The organism is Streptomyces sp. NBC_00310 (assembly GCF_036208085.1).
In the GTDB taxonomy this organism is placed as follows: Bacteria; Actinomycetota; Actinomycetes; order Streptomycetales; family Streptomycetaceae; genus Streptomyces.
The window spans coordinates 2,244,565-2,265,133 of record NZ_CP130714.1; the positions used below are offsets into that span (position 1 = coordinate 2,244,565).

General features: G+C 69.8%; 20 protein-coding genes and 7 tRNA genes. 11 read left to right on the forward strand and 16 right to left on the reverse strand.

The annotated features are described in order from the left end of the window. Nucleotides 1-198 precede the first annotated feature (198 nt). On the reverse strand, nucleotides 199-765 hold the full coding sequence (locus tag OG202_RS09910) for a DUF4365 domain-containing protein (RefSeq protein WP_326584081.1): 567 nt from the start codon (nucleotides 763-765) through the stop codon (nucleotides 199-201). Nucleotides 766-933: 168 nt separating this feature from the next. On the opposite strand from OG202_RS09910, the gene OG202_RS09915 reads away from it, so the two are divergent. Further along, complete coding sequence (locus OG202_RS09915; protein WP_327730567.1) at nucleotides 934-1,659, forward strand: 3'-5' exonuclease; 726 nt, start codon at nucleotides 934-936, stop codon at nucleotides 1,657-1,659. Between the two features lie 39 nt (nucleotides 1,660-1,698). Here OG202_RS09915 and OG202_RS09920 read toward each other — a convergent pair. Further along, a tRNA-Val gene (locus OG202_RS09920) sits at nucleotides 1,699-1,770 on the reverse strand. A 39-nt stretch (nucleotides 1,771-1,809) separates the two neighbouring features. After that, complete coding sequence (locus OG202_RS09925) at nucleotides 1,810-2,268, reverse strand: SRPBCC family protein (protein ID WP_328222612.1); 459 nt, start codon at nucleotides 2,266-2,268, stop codon at nucleotides 1,810-1,812. Between the two features lie 101 nt (nucleotides 2,269-2,369). Here OG202_RS09925 and OG202_RS09930 point away from each other — a divergent pair, with 101 nt between their 5' ends. Then, nucleotides 2,370-4,799 (forward strand): SCO7613 C-terminal domain-containing membrane protein, encoded by a 2,430-nt coding sequence (locus OG202_RS09930; RefSeq protein WP_328222613.1) that lies wholly within the window; start codon nucleotides 2,370-2,372, stop codon nucleotides 4,797-4,799. A 102-nt stretch (nucleotides 4,800-4,901) separates the two neighbouring features. Here OG202_RS09930 and OG202_RS09935 read toward each other — a convergent pair whose 3' ends face one another. From OG202_RS09935 to OG202_RS09955, 5 genes are all read right to left on the reverse strand, one after another. Next, complete coding sequence (locus tag OG202_RS09935) at nucleotides 4,902-7,649, reverse strand: exo-rhamnogalacturonan lyase family protein (protein WP_327730565.1); 2,748 nt, start codon at nucleotides 7,647-7,649, stop codon at nucleotides 4,902-4,904. Between the two features lie 112 nt (nucleotides 7,650-7,761). Then, nucleotides 7,762-8,370: a hypothetical protein gene (locus tag OG202_RS09940; protein ID WP_326584076.1), complete on the reverse strand. Its 609-nt coding sequence runs from the start codon at nucleotides 8,368-8,370 to the stop codon at nucleotides 7,762-7,764. A gap of 12 nt (nucleotides 8,371-8,382) precedes the next feature. After that, complete coding sequence (locus OG202_RS09945) at nucleotides 8,383-9,282, reverse strand: carbohydrate ABC transporter permease (RefSeq protein ID WP_326584075.1); 900 nt, start codon at nucleotides 9,280-9,282, stop codon at nucleotides 8,383-8,385. Further along, nucleotides 9,282-10,280, reverse strand: a complete 999-nt coding sequence (locus OG202_RS09950; protein WP_257563056.1) for a carbohydrate ABC transporter permease — start codon at nucleotides 10,278-10,280, stop codon at nucleotides 9,282-9,284. Before OG202_RS09950 ends, OG202_RS09945 begins: the two co-directional genes overlap by 1 nt. Beyond that, nucleotides 10,280-11,569, reverse strand: coding sequence for an ABC transporter substrate-binding protein (locus tag OG202_RS09955; RefSeq protein WP_327730563.1), 1,290 nt, complete (start codon nucleotides 11,567-11,569; stop codon nucleotides 10,280-10,282). Before OG202_RS09955 ends, OG202_RS09950 begins: the two co-directional genes overlap by 1 nt. 655 nt (nucleotides 11,570-12,224) lie before the next feature. On the opposite strand from OG202_RS09955, the gene OG202_RS09960 reads away from it, so the two are divergent. Then, the gene (locus OG202_RS09960; protein WP_326584073.1) at nucleotides 12,225-12,830 is read left to right on the forward strand and encodes a hypothetical protein; all 606 of its coding nucleotides are present in this window, start codon (nucleotides 12,225-12,227) and stop codon (nucleotides 12,828-12,830) included. Between the two features lie 230 nt (nucleotides 12,831-13,060). Here the strand turns inward: OG202_RS09960 and OG202_RS09965 are convergent. Then, nucleotides 13,061-13,135: transfer RNA gene (locus OG202_RS09965), tRNA-Val, on the reverse strand. A gap of 78 nt (nucleotides 13,136-13,213) precedes the next feature. Beyond that, nucleotides 13,214-13,693: a TIGR02611 family protein gene (locus tag OG202_RS09970; protein ID WP_326585903.1), complete on the reverse strand. Its 480-nt coding sequence runs from the start codon at nucleotides 13,691-13,693 to the stop codon at nucleotides 13,214-13,216. 191 nt (nucleotides 13,694-13,884) lie between these two features. On the opposite strand from OG202_RS09970, the gene OG202_RS09975 reads away from it, so the two are divergent. Then, on the forward strand, nucleotides 13,885-14,298 hold the full coding sequence (locus OG202_RS09975) for an SsgA family sporulation/cell division regulator (RefSeq protein ID WP_004002642.1): 414 nt from the start codon (nucleotides 13,885-13,887) through the stop codon (nucleotides 14,296-14,298). 304 nt (nucleotides 14,299-14,602) lie between these two features. Next, nucleotides 14,603-15,163, forward strand: a complete 561-nt coding sequence (locus tag OG202_RS09980; RefSeq protein ID WP_326584069.1) for a CGNR zinc finger domain-containing protein — start codon at nucleotides 14,603-14,605, stop codon at nucleotides 15,161-15,163. A 96-nt stretch (nucleotides 15,164-15,259) separates the two neighbouring features. Here OG202_RS09980 and OG202_RS09985 read toward each other — a convergent pair whose 3' ends face one another. Together OG202_RS09985 and OG202_RS09990 are read right to left on the reverse strand one after the other, a co-directional pair. Further along, nucleotides 15,260-15,412 (reverse strand): hypothetical protein, encoded by a 153-nt coding sequence (locus tag OG202_RS09985; protein ID WP_200300465.1) that lies wholly within the window; start codon nucleotides 15,410-15,412, stop codon nucleotides 15,260-15,262. 180 nt (nucleotides 15,413-15,592) lie between these two features. After that, nucleotides 15,593-16,048 carry a hypothetical protein gene (locus OG202_RS09990; RefSeq protein WP_328222614.1) on the reverse strand — a complete coding sequence of 152 codons (456 nt, stop codon included), beginning with the start codon at nucleotides 16,046-16,048 and terminating at the stop codon, nucleotides 15,593-15,595. 159 nt (nucleotides 16,049-16,207) lie between these two features. Between OG202_RS09990 and OG202_RS09995 the strand changes: the two genes are divergently transcribed. Next, nucleotides 16,208-16,726, forward strand: a complete 519-nt coding sequence (locus OG202_RS09995; protein ID WP_326584067.1) for a DsbA family protein — start codon at nucleotides 16,208-16,210, stop codon at nucleotides 16,724-16,726. Between the two features lie 80 nt (nucleotides 16,727-16,806). Here OG202_RS09995 and OG202_RS10000 read toward each other — a convergent pair whose 3' ends face one another. From OG202_RS10000 to OG202_RS10010, 3 genes are read right to left on the reverse strand one after another with little or no spacing between them, the layout of a single operon-like run. Then, the gene (locus OG202_RS10000; protein ID WP_326584066.1) at nucleotides 16,807-17,631 is read right to left on the reverse strand and encodes a GNAT family N-acetyltransferase; all 825 of its coding nucleotides are present in this window, start codon (nucleotides 17,629-17,631) and stop codon (nucleotides 16,807-16,809) included. Between the two features lie 53 nt (nucleotides 17,632-17,684). Next, nucleotides 17,685-18,506, reverse strand: coding sequence for an aminotransferase class IV (locus tag OG202_RS10005; RefSeq protein WP_326584065.1), 822 nt, complete (start codon nucleotides 18,504-18,506; stop codon nucleotides 17,685-17,687). Next, nucleotides 18,503-19,546: a chorismate-binding protein gene (locus tag OG202_RS10010; RefSeq protein ID WP_327730561.1), complete on the reverse strand. Its 1,044-nt coding sequence runs from the start codon at nucleotides 19,544-19,546 to the stop codon at nucleotides 18,503-18,505. Before OG202_RS10010 ends, OG202_RS10005 begins: the two co-directional genes overlap by 4 nt. Nucleotides 19,547-19,703: 157 nt before the next feature. Between OG202_RS10010 and OG202_RS10015 the strand changes: the two genes are divergently transcribed. The 5 genes from OG202_RS10015 to OG202_RS10035 all read left to right on the forward strand — a co-directional run bounded on the left by OG202_RS10015 (nucleotide 19,704) and on the right by OG202_RS10035 (nucleotide 20,181). Then, nucleotides 19,704-19,776 (forward strand) — tRNA-Gly (locus OG202_RS10015). Between the two features lie 40 nt (nucleotides 19,777-19,816). Then, a tRNA-Cys gene (locus tag OG202_RS10020) sits at nucleotides 19,817-19,890 on the forward strand. A gap of 1 nt (nucleotide 19,891) precedes the next feature. Continuing rightward, nucleotides 19,892-19,963, forward strand: a tRNA-Val gene (locus OG202_RS10025). 40 nt (nucleotides 19,964-20,003) lie between these two features. Then, a tRNA-Val gene (locus tag OG202_RS10030) sits at nucleotides 20,004-20,075 on the forward strand. Between the two features lie 34 nt (nucleotides 20,076-20,109). Further along, nucleotides 20,110-20,181 (forward strand) — tRNA-Val (locus OG202_RS10035). A 79-nt stretch (nucleotides 20,182-20,260) separates the two neighbouring features. Here the strand turns inward: OG202_RS10035 and OG202_RS10040 are convergent. Then, nucleotides 20,261-20,563 carry a TFIIB-type zinc ribbon-containing protein gene (locus OG202_RS10040; RefSeq protein WP_327732302.1) on the reverse strand — a complete coding sequence of 101 codons (303 nt, stop codon included), beginning with the start codon at nucleotides 20,561-20,563 and terminating at the stop codon, nucleotides 20,261-20,263. Nucleotides 20,564-20,569: the final 6 nt, after the last annotated feature.

Below are 20,569 nucleotides of genomic sequence, written 5' to 3' on the forward strand. Positions count from 1 at the left end.
TCTCGTCGTAGGGACGACCGGCCGGCCCGTCCTCGTCACGGGGACGACTCGTCGGCCTGTCCGCGGCGTAGGGACGTCGGCCGGACGTGTCCTCCCCGTGCGTGCGGCGGCCGGATGCGTCGTCGTAGGGCCGTCGGCCGGGTCCCCCTTCACCATGGGGGCGGCGGCCGGGGCCGTCGTCGTCGATGGGGCCGTGGGTCACGGTCTGCCTCCCGTTCCGACCCGCGTCATGATCTCGCAGAGCGCTCGGTCGTCGAAGATGCGCGAGGTGGGTATGCGCACGGTGGTGCGGCGCCTACCGGTGATCGGGTGTCCGGCGAGGTTGATCCAGTAGCAGCAGTGCCGCAGGTCGAGCCGGTCGTGGCCGGCCCGCAGCCACTGCTCCTGCGATCTGGGGACGATCATCACGACCAGGATCTTGTGCACCGAGACGGGGGTCCGGGCGAGCTTCGCCAGGTGCTCGTTGTCGAGGGTGAAGGAGAAGAACCGGCCCGCCGGGTTCGGTGCGAGCTGGTAGGTGGCCTTGAGCTGCACCTTGATGGTGACCTCGTCGTCGACGGTGTGTCCCGGCGAGCCGTGGCTGACGTGCCAGTCGATGCCGTTGTCCGGAAAGGGCTGGGACAGGGAGCAGCCGGCCGCTGCCGCGACCGCGTGCAGGTAGCCCACCTGCAGGGTCTCCATGCAGGCGGTGGTGGCGAGGGAGCCGCGGAGTGATGCCGCGTGCTCGGGCAGCAGCCCGCCCCGCTCGGGCTGCGCAATGGCCATGACCAACAGCCTTCCCCTACAGGTGTTTCCCCGTGCCGGGCCCCTGAACTGCACGGACCCGTACTTCTGTTGTCTCCTTCCGGCGTACGGCGCAAACAGCCCGGGTATCACCAAACAGGCAGAAGACGGGACGTCAGCTGCCGTGGGTGAACGAGGAGTTGTGTACGCATGACGTGTTGGTACGAGGGGCCCTTGGCGGCGTTCGACACGGAGACCACGGGTGTGGACGTCGAGACCGACCGGATCGTGTCGGCCGCCGTCGTCGTCCAGGACGCGCCCGGCACCCGCCCCCGGGTGACCCGGTGGCTGGTGAACCCGGGCGTGCCGGTGCCCGCCGCGGCGACGGCGGTGCACGGGTTGACGGACGAGCGACTGCAACGCGACGGCCGCTGGCCGGCGCCGGTGATGGAGGAGATAGCCAGGGCGCTGGCCGAGCAGGCGGTGCGCGGCCGTCCGCTGGTGGTCATGAACGCGCCGTTCGATCTGACCCTGCTGGACCGCGAGTTGCGACGGCATCGCGCCTCGTCGCTGGACCACTGGTTCGAGGCGACGCCGTTGCGCGTCCTCGATCCGCGGGTCCTGGACAAACATCTGGACCGCTACCGCAAGGGCCGGCGCACGCTCACGGATCTGTGCGCGCACTACGACGTCGTCCTGGACGGCGCGCACGACGCGGGGGCCGACGCACAGGCGGCGATGGACGTCGTGCGCGCGGTGGGGCGCCGTTTCGCGACCCGGCTCGAACGCCTCTCCCCCGCCGAACTGCACACCCTGCAGGCCGTGTGGCACGCGGCCCAGGCACGTGGTCTGCAGGCCTGGTTCGCCCGCAGCGGCACGGAGGAGGCGGTGGACCCGGCATGGCCCCTGCGTCCGGAGCTACCGGCGGCGGCATGAGAAAAGCCGGTCCGCTACTGCGGACCGGCCTTCACCCGGTGGGCGATACTGGGTTCGAACCAGTGACCTCTTCGGTGTGAACGAAGCGCTCTCCCACTGAGCTAATCGCCCGGGAACGGACTGAACAATACAGGTCCCGGCGGCTCTGGTTCAAACCGCTTGTCCATGAGCCGTGAGGTACGCGAGGAGTCCTCGTCGTCCTGCCCGCATCATCAGCGCGTGGTTGGCGCGGAACACGGGCCGCCCCGGTACGGCGAGCCGTCTGAGCAGGGGCTTGGTGACGTCGACTTCCTGGTCGTAGCGGGCGAGGGTGCCGGCCCCGTCGGCGGTGAGCGTCCAGCGGGCCCAGCCGTCCAGGTCGCCGGTCATCCCGATCTCCAGGATCCCGGCCGCCGTGTCGCGCCGTAGCTCGCGGGCGGTGAAGGCGAGGTCGTACGGCAGGAGCGAGCGGATCCGGACGGTGCCGGTGGTGTCGTCGATCCGGATCACCTCGCGGACCTGGGGCCACCAGCGCGGGTAGTCGTCGGCCCGCTGGAGCATGTCGTACACGGCGGCGGGCGGCGCGGGCAGGCTCCAGAGAGTGCGGAAGCGGTAGTGGCACCAGTCCATGGTCGGATTCTGCCCGCACAGGGGGCCTCCGCGCGGGATCTGAGTACGTCCTGAGTACCCGCACTCATGCCCTACGGCGTGACGCGGACCACACTCCGGGCATGACGCATTTTCCGTCCCCGGCCGAGGAGTTGCGGGTCCTCGACTCCGAGCTGCGGCAACTCGACGCCCGCCGCGGCTTCCTGCTGGCGCGCCGCGCCTGGCTGATGAACGCCCTGTACGCACCCTCGTCCGCGCCCCCGCCCGCAGCGCCGCCCGTACGGCGACCCGAGGCGACGGCGCCCAGCGTCCAGAACGTGCTGCTGATCCTCGGGGGCGTCCTGCTGACCGTCGCGGCGATCGCGTTCACGCTGGTCAGCTGGGGACACATGGGAATCGCGGGCCGGGCCCTGGTCCTCGGCGCGGTGACCGTGGCCGCGCTCGGCACCCCGGTGCCGCTCCTGCGTCGTGGCCTGCGCTCGACCGCCGAGACGGTGTCCGGTCTCGGCCTCGCCCTGACGGTCCTGGACGCGTACGCCCTGCACGAGGTCGCGTTCACCGGGGCGGACGGCACGGGGTACGCGGCTGCCGCGTCGGCGGTGCTGGCGGCGATGTGGGCGGCGTACGGGCTGGGACTCGGCGCGCTGGTGCCCCGGGCCGCGGACACCGACTCGGCGATCACCCGCACCGCCCTCGGTCTGCCGCTCCCCCTCGCCCTCGTCGCCGCTCAACTCCCCTTCCTCCTCTGGTCGTTCGCGATGAACGCGGGCGTGGAGACGGTCACGGCCGTGGTGCTGGTGACAGCGGCGGCCGACACCGCTATCGCGCTCCGGGTGTCCCTCAAGCCGGTACGGATCGTCGCCGTCGTGGGCGCGTCCGGCTGGGGTGCCTGGGGTGTCCTGGCGGCCGGGTGGCTCTCGTGGGCCGCCGCCGGCCCGAGCGCCGCCGCCCGTGCGGCGGCGCTCCTCGCCCTAGCCGCGGCGATCGCCCTGACCACCGCCTGGCTCGCCCCGAAGCCGACCCTGGCCCTCGGCACCGCGGTCGCCGGAGGACTGCTCGCGGTGACGGGCCTCGGCGGCATCGCCCGCGCGGTCCTGCCCGACGTGTGGACGGTCCCGGGCTATCTGCTCTGCGGAATCGCCCTGTTGGCGACCGTGCGGACGTCCGCTCCCGAGCCCGTACGCCGAGGCCTCGCCCACGCCTCCGCCGTCGTCCAGGCCCTCGCCCTGGCCACCGCGCTGCCGGTCGTGGCCATCGCGCTGCTCGGCCCGGTCAGCCGACTGGAGCGCATCTGGTCCGGCGCGCCCGAGGACGCCCGTGCGGCGGTGACGCTCGACGTGCCGTGGCCCCCGAACACGGCGACCGTGCCCCTCATGCTCGCCGTGGTCGCCGGAGTACTGACCTTGACCGCGCGCACCGCCTCGTGGCGAACCCAGGCCCTGGTCGGCGCCTTCGTCCTCGCCTGGGCGACGGCCCTGGTGCTCCCGGCGGTCCTCGAACTGCCGTACACGGCCGGGCTGGTGGCGCACGGCCTCCTGTGCGTGGCCACGCTCGCCTTCGCGGGCCTCGCACGGTCGGCGCAAACCCAGCGGCTCCGGGCACCGCTGCCCCTCACCGGCGCGCTCCTGGCCCTCGTCACGTCCCTGAACCTGGCCCTCCACTCCCTCGCCACCGAACCGGTGACCCTCACCGTCCTCGCCGCCTCGACCGTCCTCTTCGCGGCGGCGGCATGGCGCACGGGCCTCGGCCCCCTCACCGCGCCCGCCTCCCTCGTCCACGCCACCGCCCTGACCTGCGCGATCGGCGCGTCTGCCGGCTGGGAGCCGCAGCACACGGCCCTGCTCGTCCTCGCCGTCCCGGCCGTCGCGGCCCTGGTCGCGGCACGCCTCGGCGCCTCGCCCATGACCATCCCGGTCGAGGCGGCCGGCGCCGCGGCCGGCCTCCTGGCGATCGCCCTCTCCGCCACGCACCCGCCCCTGCTGGCCCTGACCCTCGCGCTCTGCGGAGTCATCGCCGCGGGTACGGCCGTACGACCGGAGCGCAGAGCCGTCGGCTACGCCTCCGCCGCTCTGTTCGTGCTGGCCTCCTGGGTACGGCTGGCGGTCTGGGAGGTCGGGTCCCCGGAGGCGTACACCCTGCCGGTGACCGTCCCGGCCCTGGTCGTCGGCCACCTGCGCCGGCGCCGGGACCGGACGACCTCGTCCTGGACGGCCTACGGCCCGGGACTCGCCGTCACGCTCGTCCCGAGCCTCGTCGCGGCCTGGGGCGACGAGCACTGGCTCCGCCCCCTGCTGCTGGGCTCCGCCGCCCTGGCCGTCACCCTGCTGGGCGCCCGCCACCGCCTCCAGGCCCCCCTGCTCCTCGGCGGCGCCGCACTCGCCCTGGTCACCCTGCACGAACTCGCGCCGTACATCGCCCAGGTCGTCGACGCCCTCCCCCGTTGGGTGCCTCCCGCACTCGCGGGCCTGGTACTGCTCGCCCTGGGCGCCACGTACGAGCAGCGGTTGCGTGACGCACGGCGTATGCGGGACATGCTCGGAAAGCTCGGCTGAGGCACCTCTCAGGGGCGCGGGGAACTGCGCGACCCGCCACAACGGACCCGCAGTTCCCCACCACGCCAAGCGTCCCCAGCCCCCGGCGCCCCGAGCGGAGCGTCACGGCATCTTGTCGCCCACCAACGCCAGGTTCTGGATCGCCGCCAACCCGTACAGCGCCGTCGCGTTGGTCGACACCCATGCCGCCTCGCTGCCCGGCACGAGCGCCGTCGGCCCCTCGATCTTCTTCGTGGACCAGTCGGTCGACTCCTTGTAGTCCCAGGTGTCGACGCTGTTGTAGAACTGCCGCCACGCCCGGGCCGCCAGCTTGTCGTCGCCCAACTGGACCGCCGCGTACGCGTCCTGCCGCGAATGGCCCTGGAAGAGCAGCAGGGAACCGAAGTTGGAACCGTAGCGGGCGGCCTGCTCCGCCTTCGTCGCGTTGAAGTAGCGGCAGTAGTCGAGCCACGCCTCCTTGAACTTGGGCATCTCGACCTGGTCGAGGAGTTCGGCGTTCAGCTCGACCAGGCCGAACATCGCCGACAGGTGCGAGACGCCGACCCTGGGCTCGGTGGCGACGGCGAACTTGCCGGTGTCCAGGTCGTACAGCGCGTTGCCCTGGACGAAGCCGTTGGGCTGGGCCGCGATCGTCTCCATCGTCGACAGCACGCGCGCCTTGGCCTTCTCCCACTTCGGGCCGCGCCGCTCCCACTCGGTCAGCCAGGCCGACACGAGCCCCGACCAGTCCGTGCCGAAGCCGATCGACAGAGCGTGCCGGTCGGGCGTGTACGGCTCGGTGCGGATCTTGCGGATGGGGTCGAGGACGAGGAACGTCTCGTCGGAGTCGACGTTGGCGTGCATGAGGTCGCCGACGCGTTCGTCGGCGGTGAGGAAGTAGTAGTAGCGGCGGTAGGTGGTGTTGGCGATCCGCTGCTGCTTGGCGCTGTCGGCGTAGTGCTGGACGCCGTGGCGGGTGCCGAGACCGGCCCATTTGCCCAGGTGGTAGACGTCGACCTCGCCGGTGTGGCGGGTCATGGCCTCGGCGAAACGGAAGATGTCCGCACGTCCGGAACGCATGTACGCGAACCAGAGCCACAGGTCCGGGGAGAGTTCGGAGTTGTCCCAGGCGTAGCCGCCGACGTCGTAGCACCACTGGTGGCGGCTGGGGTCGTAGCTGTGCATGATGTCGCCGTAGTCCCAGAAGCCGTACCAACGGCGCATCTCCACCTGGTCCTTGTAATAGGTGAAGAGGAAGTCGAGGTGGTCCTCGATCTTCGCCTTGGCGGCGGTGGAGCGGTCCGGCTCGGAGAACAGCTTGCCGAAGACGCCCGCCTTGATGAGCTGCTTGGGCGGGGCGGCGAGCTGCGGGGGTGTGCGGACGGCCTCGACCTGCTTGGCCATGTCCTCGGCGCTCGGGGTGGACTCGTGGGCCCAGAAGAGGAGTTCGCTGGTGCGGGCGATGCCGTAGGGGGTGCCGAACTCGGGCTCGTAGTCCTCGTACGTGATGTTGAGGCCTTCGAGCTGCTCGGGGTAGGTGTCCTGGCCCATGCCGTCGTGGTAGAAGCGCAGGTCCATGGGCTGCGCCTCGGGCGACCAGAGCCAGAGGGTGACCTCGGCGGTGTCGGTGTGCGCGTCGCGGATGTCGAGCTGCGCGGGGAACTTCTCCCAGAAGTCCCGCAGACCGAAGGCGAAACCGCCGGACGCGCCGCCGACGTACCCGAAGCCGCTCGCCCGCCGGCCACCGCCGGCCGGGATCCAGCCGTGGCCCTTCTTGGTGCGCTTGCGGACACCGAAGCCGTCGGCGGACAGCTGCGAGAGCGTGTAGTCGCCCCACTCGGGGATGTACTGCAGCCGGGTCGTCACCCGTTGGTCCCAGGTGGACGGGTCCGGCAGCTTCTTCCCCTCGAACTGGGCCGTGCGGACCGCCGTACCCGGGTCGCGCCGCAGACCCGTGACGCCCTTGACCGCCTCGCGCAGCAGGCCCGTGCCCTCACCGCCGATGCGGATGTGCCGGTCGTACGCGGCGTCGCGCATCGGGACCTTGAAGCGGACGCCGATGCCGCGGATGAAGTCGCCGCTGGCCTTTCCGGGCTCCTGGGTGCCGTCGAAGGTGATCGTGTGCACCATGCGGAACGACTCGGCGCCCGCGTAGAAGTAGAGGCGGATCGAGAAGGGCAGCCAGCTGCGGCTTCCCTTGCGGTGCTTGCCGTCGATGCGGACGACGGCACGGACCGGTCCCTCCTGCTCGACCTCGACCTCGTCGATGACGCTCTCGAAGCGCTCGTACTTCTCGGTGCCCTGGTCGCCGTCCTCGATCTCGGGCTGGCGCAGCAGGACCAGACGGCCGGTGTTGGCGATCTCGGTGGAGCCGCGCAGCACGGACTTCACGAGCGTGGAGCCGCTCTTGCCGATCCTGGCGGTGATGACACCGGTCGACACGTCGATGGTGCCGCCGCTCTTGTCGACGGTGACCTTCTTCTGGGGCGCGGCCGGCGTGCCCGCGGCGAGGGTGAGCTTGCCGGAACCGGCGCCCGCCCCCACCGCGTGTGCCGTCCACTTCACGGAGCCGTCGGGCCAGTAGCCGATCGGCCAGGACTGCACCGCCACGGCCTTGCCGTCCGCGTCCGTCAAGGAAAACGACTGTTCTTTTTCGTACGCGCCCTTCGGCCACGGCACACCCACCGTCGAACCGGGAGCGGCGCCGAGTCCGCCGTCCTCCAGCCAGTCCAGGGTCACCGGGTCCGCCTCCGCGGCCTCGGCTCTGGGCGCGGCCTGCGCGCTCGTACTCCCTAGAGCCCAGCTGAACTGCGCGGCGGCTCCTGCGACGGCGGCCGCCTTGAGAAGGGACCTGCGGTCGATGGGGGACATGGCCTTTCCTTTCCGAACGGGAAGTCTTGCGTGCGGGTAGTCAGGGGCATGACAGAGAGAGGTGCGGCACCTCCGAGGGCACCGACCTGGGTGCGAGGCTCCGCCGCTTCGGTCAGCGGCGGCGCCGGTACCGCTCCTCGACGGCGACTGCCGCTGCCGCGACGGCCCCGAGAACCGGGATCGCCAGAGGCGCGACGAACCAGGCGGAGCAGGCCACCACGCCCAGTCCGCCGACCAGCAGAAAGGATCCGGCGGGGTCGAGCACCGTCCGCCGCCCGGCCGCGCCGAGCAGGGCCCGCCAGGTGGCACCGGGCCGCCAGACCGCCGCCGCGCGCAGTCCGGCGACGGCGGCGCCGATCAGCGCGAGGATCCCGATCGCACCGACCAGCGGCCCGCCCGGGATCCCGGCGCGTACGGCCTGGACGTCCACCCACACCGCCGCGAGCGCCACCCACCCGGCGAGCCCGACGAGCCAACCTCCGCGCACCGCCGTCCGGAAGTCGGCCACGAACTCCCGCCAGCCGCCGCCCTCATGAGCCGTCCGACGCCTCAGGTGGCGGGAGCCGGCGGCGAACGCCGCGGGGTACGTCACCAGCGGCAGCGCGGCCAGCGCGATCCACACTCCGGTGAGCAGACACTCGGCGAACAGCGCGAACCGTTCGGCGAGCACGGACTCCTCGCGGGGTGCGGCGGCCTTCGCACGGGCACGGGCCTGGGCCATGGTCAGCTCACCTCAGCCCTTCAGGCCCGAGGTGGCCATGCCGTCGATCAGATACCGCTGGAAGGCGAGGAAGAAGGCGAGCACCGGCAGCAGGGCCACCAGCGACATCGCGATCATGCCGCCGTAGTTGGCCACGGCGTCCTGGTCCACGAACATCTTCAGACCGAGCGAGACCGTGTACTTGTCGGGCGTATTCACATAGATCAGCGGGCCCATGAAGTCGTTCCAGGCGTTGATGAAGGTGAAGATCGCGCTGGTGATGAGCGCGGGCCGACACAGCGGCAGCACGATCGACCAGTAGATCCGGAAGTGGCCGCAGCCGTCGAGCCGGGCCGCCTCGTCGAGTTCCTTGGGCAGGTTCCGCATGAACTGCACCATCAGGAAGACGAAGAACGCCTCCGTGGCCAGGTATTTCGGGAGCAGGAGTGGGGTGTAGGTGTCGATCGCGCCCATGTTGCGGAACAGCACGTACTGCGGGATCAGCAGCACGTGGTAGGGCAACAGGAGGGTGCCGATCATCAGCGTGAAGAGCAGATTGCGGCCCGCGAACTTGATCTTCGAGAAGGCGTACGCGGTCAGCGAGCAGGACACCAGGATCCCGACCACCGAACCCACGGCGAGGGTGAGCGAGTTGAAGAAGAACGTGGAGATCGGGATGTCGGCGATGCCGTCGGTGAGCCGTGTGTAGTTGGAGATGATCGGATCGCTCGGCAACAGGTCCAGGCTGCCGACGATGTCATCGCTGTTCTTGAACGAACCCCCCACGACCCAGATCACCGGATAGAGGATCACCGCGAGGATCAGCAGGGATCCGATGTGCCAGGCGAGGGAGCCGGGCAGCTTGCGCCGGAGGGCGCCCCCCTTCGTGGACGGGGCCGGGGCTGGGGTGATCTCGGTGGCCTGTGCGCTCATCAGGCACCCTCCTCGTAGTGCACCCAGCGCTTCTGGGACCAGAACAGCACCGCCGTCACCAGGGCGACCGCGACCAGCAGCACCCAGGCCATGGCGGAGGCCAGGCCCATGCGGCTGTTCTCGAAGCCCTGGACGTACAGATAACAGGTATAGACCATCGAGCCGTCGGCCGGACCGCAGGCGCTGCCTCCGGCACCGCCGCCGACGATGTACGCCGAGCTGAAGATCTGGAACGAGTGGATCGTCTCCAGCAGGACGTTGAAGAAGAGGACCGGGGAGATCATCGGCAGGGTGATGTTCCAGAACCGCCGGAACGTACCCGCCCCGTCGACCTCGGCTGCCTCGTACAGCTCACGCGGCACCTGCTTGAGACCGGCGAGGAAGATGACCATGGGGGCACCGAACTGCCAGACGGTGAGCGCCACCAGGCTGTAGATGATCAGGTCCGGGTCACCGGTCCAGCCGCCGACGTCGATCCCGAAAAGCTTCTGCGTACGGTCGACGATGGCGTCGTCCGAGAAGATCGCCTTCCACACGATCGCGATGGAGACGCTCGCCCCGATCAGCGACGGGGCGTAGAAGGCGGCACGGTAGAAGGCCTGTCCGCGCCGCTTCTGGGCCAGCAGTAGCGCCACACCGAGGGCGGCGATCAATTTGATCGGCGTACCGACGACGACGTACCAGAGGGTCACCCGCACCGAGTTCTGCCAGCGCGGATCGGCGAACATCTCGGAGAAGTTGTCGAGGCCGATCCACTTGGGGGCGTCGAACAGGTTGTAGTCGGTGAAGGCGAAGTAGAGCGAGGCGACCATAGGGCCCGCTGTCAGCAGCAGGAACCCGGCGATCCACGGGGACATGAAGAGATAGCCGGCCAGGGTCTCCCGGCGGCCCCGCCGCTTGAGTGCGGCGGGGCGAGGAGACTTGGCCGGACGGTGCCGCGGCTCGGAGTCCTTGGTCAGGTCCTCCATCGCAGGGGCGTGTGTCACGGCGGTTCCCATCAGCTACCGAGAGCCGTCTTCGACTCGGTGAAGAACTGCTTGACGGCGTCGTCCACCGACCGCTTGCCCAGAGCGAGTTCATCGGCGATGCGCATGAACCCGGCCTCGCAGATGTCCGCCCCGTTCGGATGCGGGGTGATGGGCTCCAGGACACCGGCGTCGACGAGGGACTGCTCGTACTCGGCGATGGCCTTGTTCACCGGGTCGGTCGGCTTGAACGCGTCGTACTGGGCCTGTGTCGCGGGCACACCGCGGTCGTAGCCCATGATCTTGGCGACCTCGGGCTCGTGCACCATGAAGTCGATGAACTGCGCGACTTCCTTGGGGTGCTGGGTGCGCTTGGACGCGCTGAGCATGAGGGAGCCGAGGTACTGGCCGGTCTTCTTGCCGTCGGTGGTCGGGATGGGAGCCAGACCGTACTCGCTCTTGCCCTCGGAGGTGTAGCGGACGGTGAAGTTGTCCCAGGTGAACTCACCGGCGGCGAGTTCCGCGGCGACCGCCGACTTGGGCTTGGTCTGGGCGACCTTCTTGGGGTCGGCGTAGATGCCCTCCTTGATGCCCTTCTCGGCCTTCGTCCACCACTCCTTCAGGTCCGCCTCGGTGAAGCCGAGACCGGTCTCGGTGAAGAACGCCTTGCCGTTCTGGCGCAGGTAGAGGTCGTACAGGTACATGACCCCGTACATGCCGCTGTCGCCGGCGCGCCCCGCCTTGTCCCGGATCTTCTTCATCGCCGCGTCGAAGTCGTCCCAGGTCCAGCCCTGCTCCGGCTTCACACCGGACTTGGTGTACACGGGCTTGTCGATCACCAGCGCCATCGAGTTGGAACCGACCGGAACCCCGAGCAGCCTTCCGTCGACCTCGCCGAACTTCTCCAGGCCCGCCCGGAAGCCGTCCAGGGAGAGGTTGCCCGCCTCGACCTGTGCGTTGAGATCGAGCAGCACATTCTTCGCATCATATTTCCGCAGGAAGCCAATGGCATTCTGGAAGACATCCGGCGGATTGCCGCCGGAGGCCTGGGTGTTGAACTTCTTCCAGAAATCGGGATACACCTGGAAGTCCGTCTTCACCTTGATCTTCGGGTACTTCTTCTCGAAAAGCGCGATGGTTTTCTTGATGCGCTCCGCCCGGTCCTCCGCACCCCACCACGCGTAACGGATCGTCACCGTCCCGTCCCCCGACCCGCTGCCACCGCCGCAGGCCGTGGCCGTCGCCCCCAGACCCGCGACGGCCAGTGAGGCTCCGGCCGCCTTGAGGATCGTCCGCCTCTCCACGTTCTTGCCCTGCTGCATGGTTGAGCCTCCCCGCGACACCGCGTCCGCCTCATGAATCGTTTCAAGTAAGCGCTTGCTGGCACAAGCTACGGAGCCCCGCAGGAGACGTCAATGATTCGGACAGGATTTACTCGAACGCCGAGAGACAGCCGGGCAGGCCGCGAGGGCCCTGTCGTGACGGCCGGTCAAGTAAACGCCCAGGTAGGAGAGTTGCCGTCGACGGAACGGCCGCGACCACGACCTTGAGACGCATTCGGGGCGGGGCTGAAAGCGCCACGCGGCGGACAGGACCCCGCCACGCGCCGCGATCAGGTGGCGGACGGCGCCAACCGTGCGGGTGAGGTGCGCGCTCCGACCTGGCGCTCGCCCACCTTCGCGCCGACCTCACGCGAGGCGGGGACGGCGGTGCGGGAGGACGCCGGGACGAACACGGCACCCTCGCCACTGTCGAAGCGTGGAGAACTCCATGATCCATCGGAGGCCCGTGCCCGTCCGGTTCCAGGAGAACGCCACCAGCGACCGACTCAAGATCAGGCGATCCGGCCGGAGCCCCATAGGGCACTGCCCTTTGGGGCACTATCGCGCCTGATCAGACCTCTGAAACGATCCGGCTCGGGCTCGACTCGACGAGCTCCGCATCGCTTCGATTCCCGAATGGGGCGAAAGGAACCTCATGCGTAGGACATTAGGCCTGACCCTGGCCACCGTCGCCGCCGTCGGCAGCCTTGCCGTCACCACTCCCGCGTCCGCCGCGCCCGTCGCGCCGGTCACCGCCGTGACGGCGCAGGTCGCGCCCGCCGCTCCCGCCACCGACGCCTCGGCGGCGGGTTCGCGTCTGCTCTACAAGTACAACTTCCAGATCGTGAAGCGAAAGACGAAGGCCGGCGCCGAGAAGAAGGCGTTCAACGCCCTGAAGAACTGCTTCGGCGGCTGCACCTTCCCCGTCAAGGGCGCCGCGAAGAAGCTTCCCACACGCGACGGCACGACCATGAACCTGACGGCGTGCTTCGCGGATCCCTTCGGCTGCAAGAAGGCCCCGGTGAAGGTCTACCGCGGCGGCGTCAAGTACGGCTGGCACTTCATCGCGAAGAAGGGCCACTTCGACGGCACGGGCTCCCGGATCTACTTCACCATCTACCGGAAGCACGGGTACCTCTACCTCGGTGTCCGCGCCTACGTCACCAAGCCGACCATTCCGGACGGGCTGAACAAGAACACTGCCAACAGGACGTGGGGGACGTTCGCCGCCAACATCGGCCACAAGATGGGCAGTAGCTGAGCGGCCTTGCCTGATGTGTGCCCATGCACCCGGGCACGCTCCTGATGAACTTCGTAGCCGGGTCCTGCAGTAAGCAGTCCCATCAGTTCGAGCAGTTCGAGCAGTGAATGCCAGCGCGACATGAGCAGGCGGCAGACGGCCGGGTTCAAGCGGGGGGTGCACCCGGAAAGCGACCCACCATGACGAAAACGACCCGGCCCACGGTTTCCGTGGGCCGGGTCATCATCGGGTGGTGGGCGATACTGGGTTCGAACCAGTGACCTCTTCGGTGTGAACGAAGCGCTCTCCCACTGAGCTAATCGCCCGGATGCAGAAAGAACATTACCCCATGTCAGAGGGTGCCTCCGACCACACCCCGGATACCCCGTGCGACCCGGCGGGATTCACTGGTCCTTGATGTTCCAGGGCATCTCGAAGCCGAACTTCCAGACGTAGAAACCGACGAGGGCGGCCACGATCACCAGGCCGATCGTCGTCAGAATGATGTTGCGACGCCGGACTCTGGGGTCGAGCGCGCGCTGCGTGGCCTCGGTGACCTTCCGCTTGGTCCAGCGCAACACCAACTGGGCCCAGACGAATTCCGTCGCCCAGATCGCCATACCGCCGAAGATCACCACCCAGCCGGGGCCGGGCAGCGGCAGCATGATCACGCCCGCCACGACCACCGCGAGCCCGACGATGAAGATGACCACCTGCCAGCTCAGGTGCAGCATCCGCCGCGCCTTGACGAACTCCGGCGCACGAGATCCGAGCGGCGCTTCGTCCTTGGCCACATCGGCCTCACTGTTCGCTACGTTCGTGTCACTCTTCGTTCCGTCGGCCGCCGCGGCGGCCTCCTCCGTCCCGTCACTCCCCGTGTCCATACAGCCAAACCCTACCGGAGAGAAACCGGTCACCGGAATGGCCGTATCCCCAGAAGACGGTCTCGGCCGGATGAGCTACTAAAAGCGACGCAAAACTCCCAGAGGGGTTTACAACGGCACCGTAGGTGGCATGTCGATTTCGCCGACGTGCGAATCCCCGAGCGCACACTGAGCGAAAGGCCTTGGCGCTTATGAACACCACGGTCAGCTGCGAGCTGCACCTGCGCCTCGTTGTGTCGAGCGAGTCCTCACTGCCTGTTCCCGCGGGACTGCGGTATGACACGGCCGATCCCTACGCCGTGCACGCCACCTTCCACACCGGAGCAGAGGAAACGGTCGAATGGGTGTTCGCCCGCGACCTCCTCGCCGAGGGCCTGCACCGGCCCACCGGCACCGGCGACGTCCGTGTCTGGCCGTCGCGCAGCCATGGCCAGGGCGTCGTGTGCATCGCCCTGAGCTCCCCGGAGGGCGAAGCCCTCCTCGAAGCCCCGGCGCGGGCCCTGGAGTCCTTCCTGAAGCGCACAGACGCCGCCGTGCCACCTGGCACGGAACACCGGCACTTCGACCTCGATCAGGAGCTCTCGCACATCCTGGCGGAGAGCTAGGGGGCGAGGGCCCACAGAGCCGCCCGGCGCCGTCCACTCGGGGAGACGGCTCGGGCCTAGACAACCGAATACGGCTTCAGGCCGACCCACCGACGCCGTCGTCGCGGACCTCCGCGCGGCGGCGTCGCCGTGCCGTGACCGAGCGGAACGGGACCGGGGCACCAATCGGCCCCCTGGGCCGTTCCGCTCGTACCAGAGGTGTGCGCCGAGCCGGTCCACACCGGCCCACCGCCTCGCCGAGCCATTACCATCGGCCAGCATCGGCGGGCGCCCGCCCGACCCTCGCAGGCCAGGGAGCGAATACGTGCTGATCACCCACGACACCCGGTGTTCCCTCGACGCCGTGGTGGATCTGGTGAACACCGTGCCGGAGAACGACACGGCGACGGACGGGCTCGCGGATGTCGCGGCGCTCGCCGACTTCGTACGAAACCACGAGGTCAGCGATGTCGGCGTGCTGTCGGAGTTCGACCTCGCGGCCGTACGCAAGGTCCGCGGCCGGTTCGCGGAGGTCTTCGCGGCCCCCGAGGCGGCCGATGCCGCCGCGGTCATCAACGATCTGATCGCCGCGGCGGGCACCACGCCCCGGCTCACCGATCACGACGGCTACGACTGGCATGTCCACTACTTCGCGCCCGGCGCGTCCCTCGCCGACCATCTCGCGGCCGACTGCGGCATGGCGCTCGCCTTCTTCGTCGTCGCCGGGGAGCAGGAGCGGCTGCGCCGCTGCGAAGCGCCGGACTGCCGGCGTGCCTTCGTCGACCTCTCCCGCAACCGCTCGCGCCGCTACTGCGACAGCCGCACCTGCGGAAACCGCCTGCATGTCGCCGCTTACCGGGCACGCCGCAAGGAGGCGGCGGGCTGAGGCGACGGGCCGGGGGCGGGTCGGCCTCGGCGGCGAGGGTGTGGACCGGGACTGACGGAGCCCTCGACGGGTGACGTCAGGGGCTCCGTTTACGGCTCAGAGCATCAGCAGGTCGTGCAGTGACGCCATGAGCAGCAGGCAGCCGATCACCGCTAGGAAGATCATCAGCGGTGGCTGGGAGAGCGCGAAGAGACAACCTCGCCGCTCCTGGGGTGGGGCGGTGGTGTCGCTCTGTGTTGTGTCCAGCATCTCGCCGCGATGATGACGCAGCGGAGACCCTCCGCGCGATCAACCCACCAGGAATGACGGAGAGTTCGCCAATATCCACACCCTACGGAGCGAACGTGATCACTTCGGTGCCGCCGCCCGACCTTCTGTGTCGTTTCAGTCCGCGGCGCTCCCGGCGGCCCTCGGCCGTGCTCCTGGAGGTCAGATGCCGTGCTTCTTCAGGATCGCCTCGATGTCGCTGAAGTCGTCCGCCCCGGACGTTCCCGAACGGCCGGCCCGGGGTGCCGCCGCCGGGCGGGCAGCCGGCCGGGATCCCTGGCCCAGCGAGGGCGCCGAGGCCGCCGGGGCTATCGCCCCGGTGCGGGACGCCTTGGCCTCCTTGCGTTCCTTGCCGAGGGCCGCGCGGCGTCGCTCGACGACGCGAGTGGTCATGAACAGGAACCAGGCGGCGCCGAGCACGCCGAAGCCTGCCCACGCGGTCGGACTGAACGCGCTGTCCGCCACCCACTCGACGACCCCGGTCATCACCAGACCGAGAGGCACGAGGGAATAGGCGGCGATACGGGTCGCCCGCAGGAAACGCTTCCGATACGCCGTGATCGCGGCGATGCCCAGGCCTGCCACGGAGACGGCGGCGCAGACTGTCTCGGCAATCATCCGATCCTCCAGGCGGTGCTCGGGCGGGCGGTCTCGCTCCGTCCCTTCCATCCTGCACCGCCATGCGTCCGATATGCCATGCTCCGGGGAGACCTCAGGGACATCTCCGGGTCGTCTCGGGGTCGGTCCCCCTCCCGGGAAGCTGGAAGACTGATCACCATGAGCGACTTCTCCCCCGCACCGTCCGCCGTCGTCCTGGACGTCTGGTGCGAACTCCAGTGCCCCGACTGCCGCGGCGCCCTCGACGACATCCGCACACTGCGGGCCCGTTACGGCGACCGGCTCGACGTACGGCTGCGGCACTTCCCGCTGGAGAAGCACAAGCACGCCTTCGCCGCCGCGCAGGCCGCAGAGGAGGCCGCCGAGCAGGGGCAGGCGTGGCCGTACGTGGAGGCCGTGCTCGGCCGGGTCGAGGAGCTGGACCGGACCGGAGAGCCGTTCCTGGTCGAGGCCGCCAGTGAACTCGGTCTGGACGCCGAGGAGTTCGACACCGCGCTGATCGACGGCCGGCACATCCTGATCGTCGACGCCGACCAGGCCGAGGGCAAGGCCATCGGCGTGACCGGCACCCCCACCTACGTCATCGGCGGCGAGCGCCTCGACGGCGGCAAGAGCCAGGCGGGGCTGCGCGAGCGGATCGAGGAGATCGCCGACCGACTGCTGGCCGAAGGCACCTGATGGTTGGGGCACCCGACGGCCGGGGCAGCCGACGACCGGGGTGACGCACCGCGAGCGCCGCGGGCGCCTGTCGGCGGCCGTCAGAGCAGTGGCTTGGACAGGTGGTAGGTCGTCGTCTCGTAGCCGAGCGACTCGTAGAGGCATTCGGCCCGGACGTTTCCCGCGAAGACGTTGAGCGCGATCGCGGTCTTCCCGGCCACCGTCGCCTGGGCCTCCGCCAGCAGCATGAGCGTCCGGCCGTGCCCCCTGCCCCGATGTCCGGCGTCCGCCTCCACGTCGTACACGAAGGCGGTGTCGTCACGCAGCCACAACCACAGCGTGCCGACTCTCGTGCCCTCGTGTTCCAGCACGCTGCACAGGTTGTCCTCGGTGGCCACTCCCTGCGGCAGGCACCGCACGTAGTCGTCGGCGGCCCTCGCGTACGCCTCCGCCTCGGGCACGCCACGGGTGATCAGGTCCTGTGCGTAGCCCTCCAGCCCGGCTTCCTTCCACGGCCCGTACTCGGCCTCTGTCATGGGCCGGCCCCGGCTGCCGACGGGCAGTTCGGGCGGGGTGGCGTCGAGGGGCTTGCGCATGCTCCGGTTGCGCAGGACGTAGCCGAGCGCCTGCGTCAGCCGCAGTGCGGGCTCGGCGGCGGCCGGGACGGCGGCCTCGATCCGCCGGCAGCCCCACCCACGGGCCACCTCCTCGGCGGCGAGTGCGGCCACCGTGGCCCGGCCGCGCCGCCGGTCGGGTTCGTCGATCCGCAGATCCAGGATCCGGGCGGCCGAGGTCCCTGGATCGGGGCGCGTACCGAGGTGTATCTCGCCGACGGGACGGCTGTTCACGCACACCTGGTAGCGGCGCGAACGCGAACCGTCGGCGGCGTGCTGAAGCGGCTCGAGGGGCCGCAGGGTGGTGGTCATCACGGGTGTTCTACCCGCTCCGGACCGCCGGGTCAGCTCAATATCCGAGGCTTTTACGGATCAAGGTCGTCACCGGACCGCTCGTCGAAGACCCGCATCGCCTTGGCTGTCACCGGGCCCGGGGTGGCGGACAGTTCGCGGTCGTCGACGCGGTGTACGGACTGCACGTCGCGCAGGCTCGACGTCAGGAAGACCTCGTCGGCGCGCTCCAGGACGTCCAGGGGCAGGTCGGTCTCGCGGGCGCCCGTCCACTCGACCACGAGCGCGCGGGTGATGCCCGCGAGGCAGCCGGAGGCGATCGGCGGGGTGTGAATCTCGCCGTCGAGGACGACGAAGACGTTGGAGCCCGTGCCCTCGCAGAGCCGACCCACCGTGTTGGCGAACAGCGCCTCGGTGGCGCCCTGTTCGTGGGCGCGGGCGAGGGCGACGACGTTCTCGGCGTACGAGGTGGTCTTCAGGCCGGTGAGGGCGCCGCGCTCGTTGCGGGTCCAGGGGACGGTGATCGCGGCGGTGGAGTCGGCGCGCCGGGCGGTCTCGCCGAGGGCGACGACGAGGGTCGGTCCGTGGTCGCCACGGTCGGAGCCGAGTGGGGAGACCCCGCCGGTGTAGGTGATGCGCAGCCGGCCGAGCGCCACCGGATCGGCCTCCAGGACCGCGGAGCAGGCGCGGCGCACCTCGTCGAGGTCGGGCTCGGGCAGTCCGAGGCCGCGGGCCGAGAGGGCCAGCCGGTGGAGGTGGCGGGTCAGCGCGAACGGCCGCCCGTCGACGGTCTTCACGGTCTCGAAGACGCCGTCGCCCACGGTCAGTCCGTGATCGAGGACGGAGACACGGGCGGAGTCGATGTCCTGCAGTCCGCCGTCGAGCCAGATCTTCACGTAAGGGTCCTCCCACTCGCCTCGTACGTTCCCGACGCTACCGCGAGCAGCCGGGCGGCCTTCAGCTCGGTCTCCCGCCACTCCGCCTCGGGGTCCGACCCCCAGGTGATGCCCGCGCCCGTGCCGAAGCGGAGCTCGCCCGCCGCCCGGTCGATCCAGAAGGTACGGATGCCGACGGCCAGTTTTCCGGTGCCCCGGTCCGCGTCGACCCAGCCGATGCCCCCGCAGTACGGGCCGCGCGGGGCGGTCTCCAGGGCGTCGATGATCCGCAGGGCGCTCGACTTGGGCGCCCCGGTGACGGAGCCGGGCGGGAAGGCGGCCGCGAGCAGTTCCGGCCAGCCGGCGCCGTCGCGCAGTTCACCGCGCACCATCGACACCAGGTGCACCAGCCCCGGATGCTTCTCGACGACGCACAGGTCGGGCACGGTCACGGTGCCGGTGGCGCAGACCTGCCCGATGTCGTTGCGCACCAGGTCGACGATCATGACGTTCTCGGCGTAGTCCTTCTCCAGGAGGTCCGCCTCGGTGCGTCCGGTGCCCTTGATCGGGCCCGACTCGACGACCCGGCCGTCGCGTCGCAGGAAGAGTTCGGGGGAGGCGGTGGCGATCTCGACGTCGTACGCGGGGAGGCGAATCGTTCCTGCAAAGGGTGCCGGGTTGCCACGGGCCAGCAGCGCGGTCAGGGCGTCCACGTCGGCGTCCGGCGCGACGGGCGCGGACAGCACCCGGCAGAGATTCGCCTGGTACACCTCGCCGGCGGCGATGTGCTCGCGGATCCGGCGCACCCCCGCCGTGTACGCGGCGCGGTCGAGGGACGTCGTCCAGTCGTCGACGCGCGGCCCGTGCCATCCCCCCGGCACGGGAGCGGGCGCGGGCTCGCGACGTACGTCACGGAAGCGCGCGCACACCAGACCGCCCTCGTAGTCCGCGCACACGGCCCAGAAGCCGGAGGAGTCCAGGGCGGCGGCGTCGCTGGTCACATCGGTGAGACCGGTGGCCACGAGGTTGCCGAAGCGGGCGAGCGGAGGGAGGTCGGGCACGCAGTCGAGTCTAGGACGGGTGCCCCGCGGGCGGCCCCGGCCGGGTCTCGGACTGGACGCACCGCAGCACGCTGCACAAACGCGTTTTTGTACTGGCCCCGGAATCCGCTAGAGTTCAACTCGTCGCCGGGACGCGAAAGCGGGCCGGAACCGACAAGCGGACGTAGCTCAGTTGGTAGAGCGCAACCTTGCCAAGGTTGAGGTCGCCAGTTCGAACCTGGTCGTCCGCTCGTAGGAAGCCGGGGGATCTTCCCGAACCCCCGCACTCCTGGTGGAGTGGCCGAGAGGCGAGGCAACGGCCTGCAAAGCCGTCTACACGGGTTCAAATCCCGTCTCCACCTCCAAGGACGATTAGCTCAGCGGGAGAGCGCTTCCCTGACACGGAAGAGGTCACTGGTTCAATCCCAGTATCGTCCACTGAGGTCTCAGGACTTCTGGAGCCGCAAGGCTTCGCCCCGCGCGATTAGCTCAGCGGGAGAGCGCTTCCCTGACACGGAAGAGGTCACTGGTTCAATCCCAGTATCGCGCACGCAAGATCCACAGCCCCCGGGTTGTGATCCCGAGGACGATTAGCTCAGCGGGAGAGCGCTTCCCTGACACGGAAGAGGTCACTGGTTCAATCCCAGTATCGTCCACTCCCACCGAGCCCCCGGCCGTCTCGTACGGCCGGGGGCTTCGTCGTGCGTACGGGCGCGGGAGCGCCCGACGCGCGGCTCAGCTGGAGAACAGCATGTGGCCGAAGCCGCGGTTGTGACCGTGGCCCCCGTGGTGGCCTCCGTGGTGACCGCCGTGCGGGGCGCCCCAGGCAGGAGCGTTGTGAGCGCCGCCCGCCGGGTACTGCGGGGCGGCCGGCGGCGGCGGAACGGCCGCGCCGCCGCCCCACTGGCCCTCCATGCGGGTCAGCGCCTCCAGCTCGCCGTAGTCGAGGAAGATCCCGCGGCAGCCGCTGCACTGCTCGATCTGGACGCCACTGCGGTTGTAGGTGTGCATCGGCGCATGGCACTTCGGACACTGCATGTGCAT

Coding starts and splice junctions, on each gene's coding strand:
- OG202_RS09910 (WP_326584081.1), bottom strand. CDS start 765: ATGGCCATTGCGCAGCCCGAGCGGGGCGGGCTGCTGCCCGAGCACGCG.
- OG202_RS09915 (WP_327730567.1), top strand. CDS start 934: ATGACGTGTTGGTACGAGGGGCCCTTGGCGGCGTTCGACACGGAGACC.
- OG202_RS09925 (WP_328222612.1), bottom strand. CDS start 2,268: ATGGACTGGTGCCACTACCGCTTCCGCACTCTCTGGAGCCTGCCCGCG.
- OG202_RS09930 (WP_328222613.1), top strand. CDS start 2,370: ATGACGCATTTTCCGTCCCCGGCCGAGGAGTTGCGGGTCCTCGACTCC.
- OG202_RS09935 (WP_327730565.1), bottom strand. CDS start 7,649: ATGTCCCCCATCGACCGCAGGTCCCTTCTCAAGGCGGCCGCCGTCGCA.
- OG202_RS09940 (WP_326584076.1), bottom strand. CDS start 8,370: ATGGCCCAGGCCCGTGCCCGTGCGAAGGCCGCCGCACCCCGCGAGGAG.
- OG202_RS09945 (WP_326584075.1), bottom strand. CDS start 9,282: ATGAGCGCACAGGCCACCGAGATCACCCCAGCCCCGGCCCCGTCCACG.
- OG202_RS09950 (WP_257563056.1), bottom strand. CDS start 10,280: ATGGGAACCGCCGTGACACACGCCCCTGCGATGGAGGACCTGACCAAG.
- OG202_RS09955 (WP_327730563.1), bottom strand. CDS start 11,569: ATGCAGCAGGGCAAGAACGTGGAGAGGCGGACGATCCTCAAGGCGGCC.
- OG202_RS09960 (WP_326584073.1), top strand. CDS start 12,225: ATGCGTAGGACATTAGGCCTGACCCTGGCCACCGTCGCCGCCGTCGGC.
- OG202_RS09970 (WP_326585903.1), bottom strand. CDS start 13,693: ATGGACACGGGGAGTGACGGGACGGAGGAGGCCGCCGCGGCGGCCGAC.
- OG202_RS09975 (WP_004002642.1), top strand. CDS start 13,885: ATGAACACCACGGTCAGCTGCGAGCTGCACCTGCGCCTCGTTGTGTCG.
- OG202_RS09985 (WP_200300465.1), bottom strand. CDS start 15,412: ATGCTGGACACAACACAGAGCGACACCACCGCCCCACCCCAGGAGCGG.
- OG202_RS09990 (WP_328222614.1), bottom strand. CDS start 16,048: ATGATTGCCGAGACAGTCTGCGCCGCCGTCTCCGTGGCAGGCCTGGGC.
- OG202_RS09995 (WP_326584067.1), top strand. CDS start 16,208: ATGAGCGACTTCTCCCCCGCACCGTCCGCCGTCGTCCTGGACGTCTGG.
- OG202_RS10000 (WP_326584066.1), bottom strand. CDS start 17,631: ATGACCACCACCCTGCGGCCCCTCGAGCCGCTTCAGCACGCCGCCGAC.
- OG202_RS10040 (WP_327732302.1), bottom strand. CDS start 20,563: ATGCAGTGTCCGAAGTGCCATGCGCCGATGCACACCTACAACCGCAGT.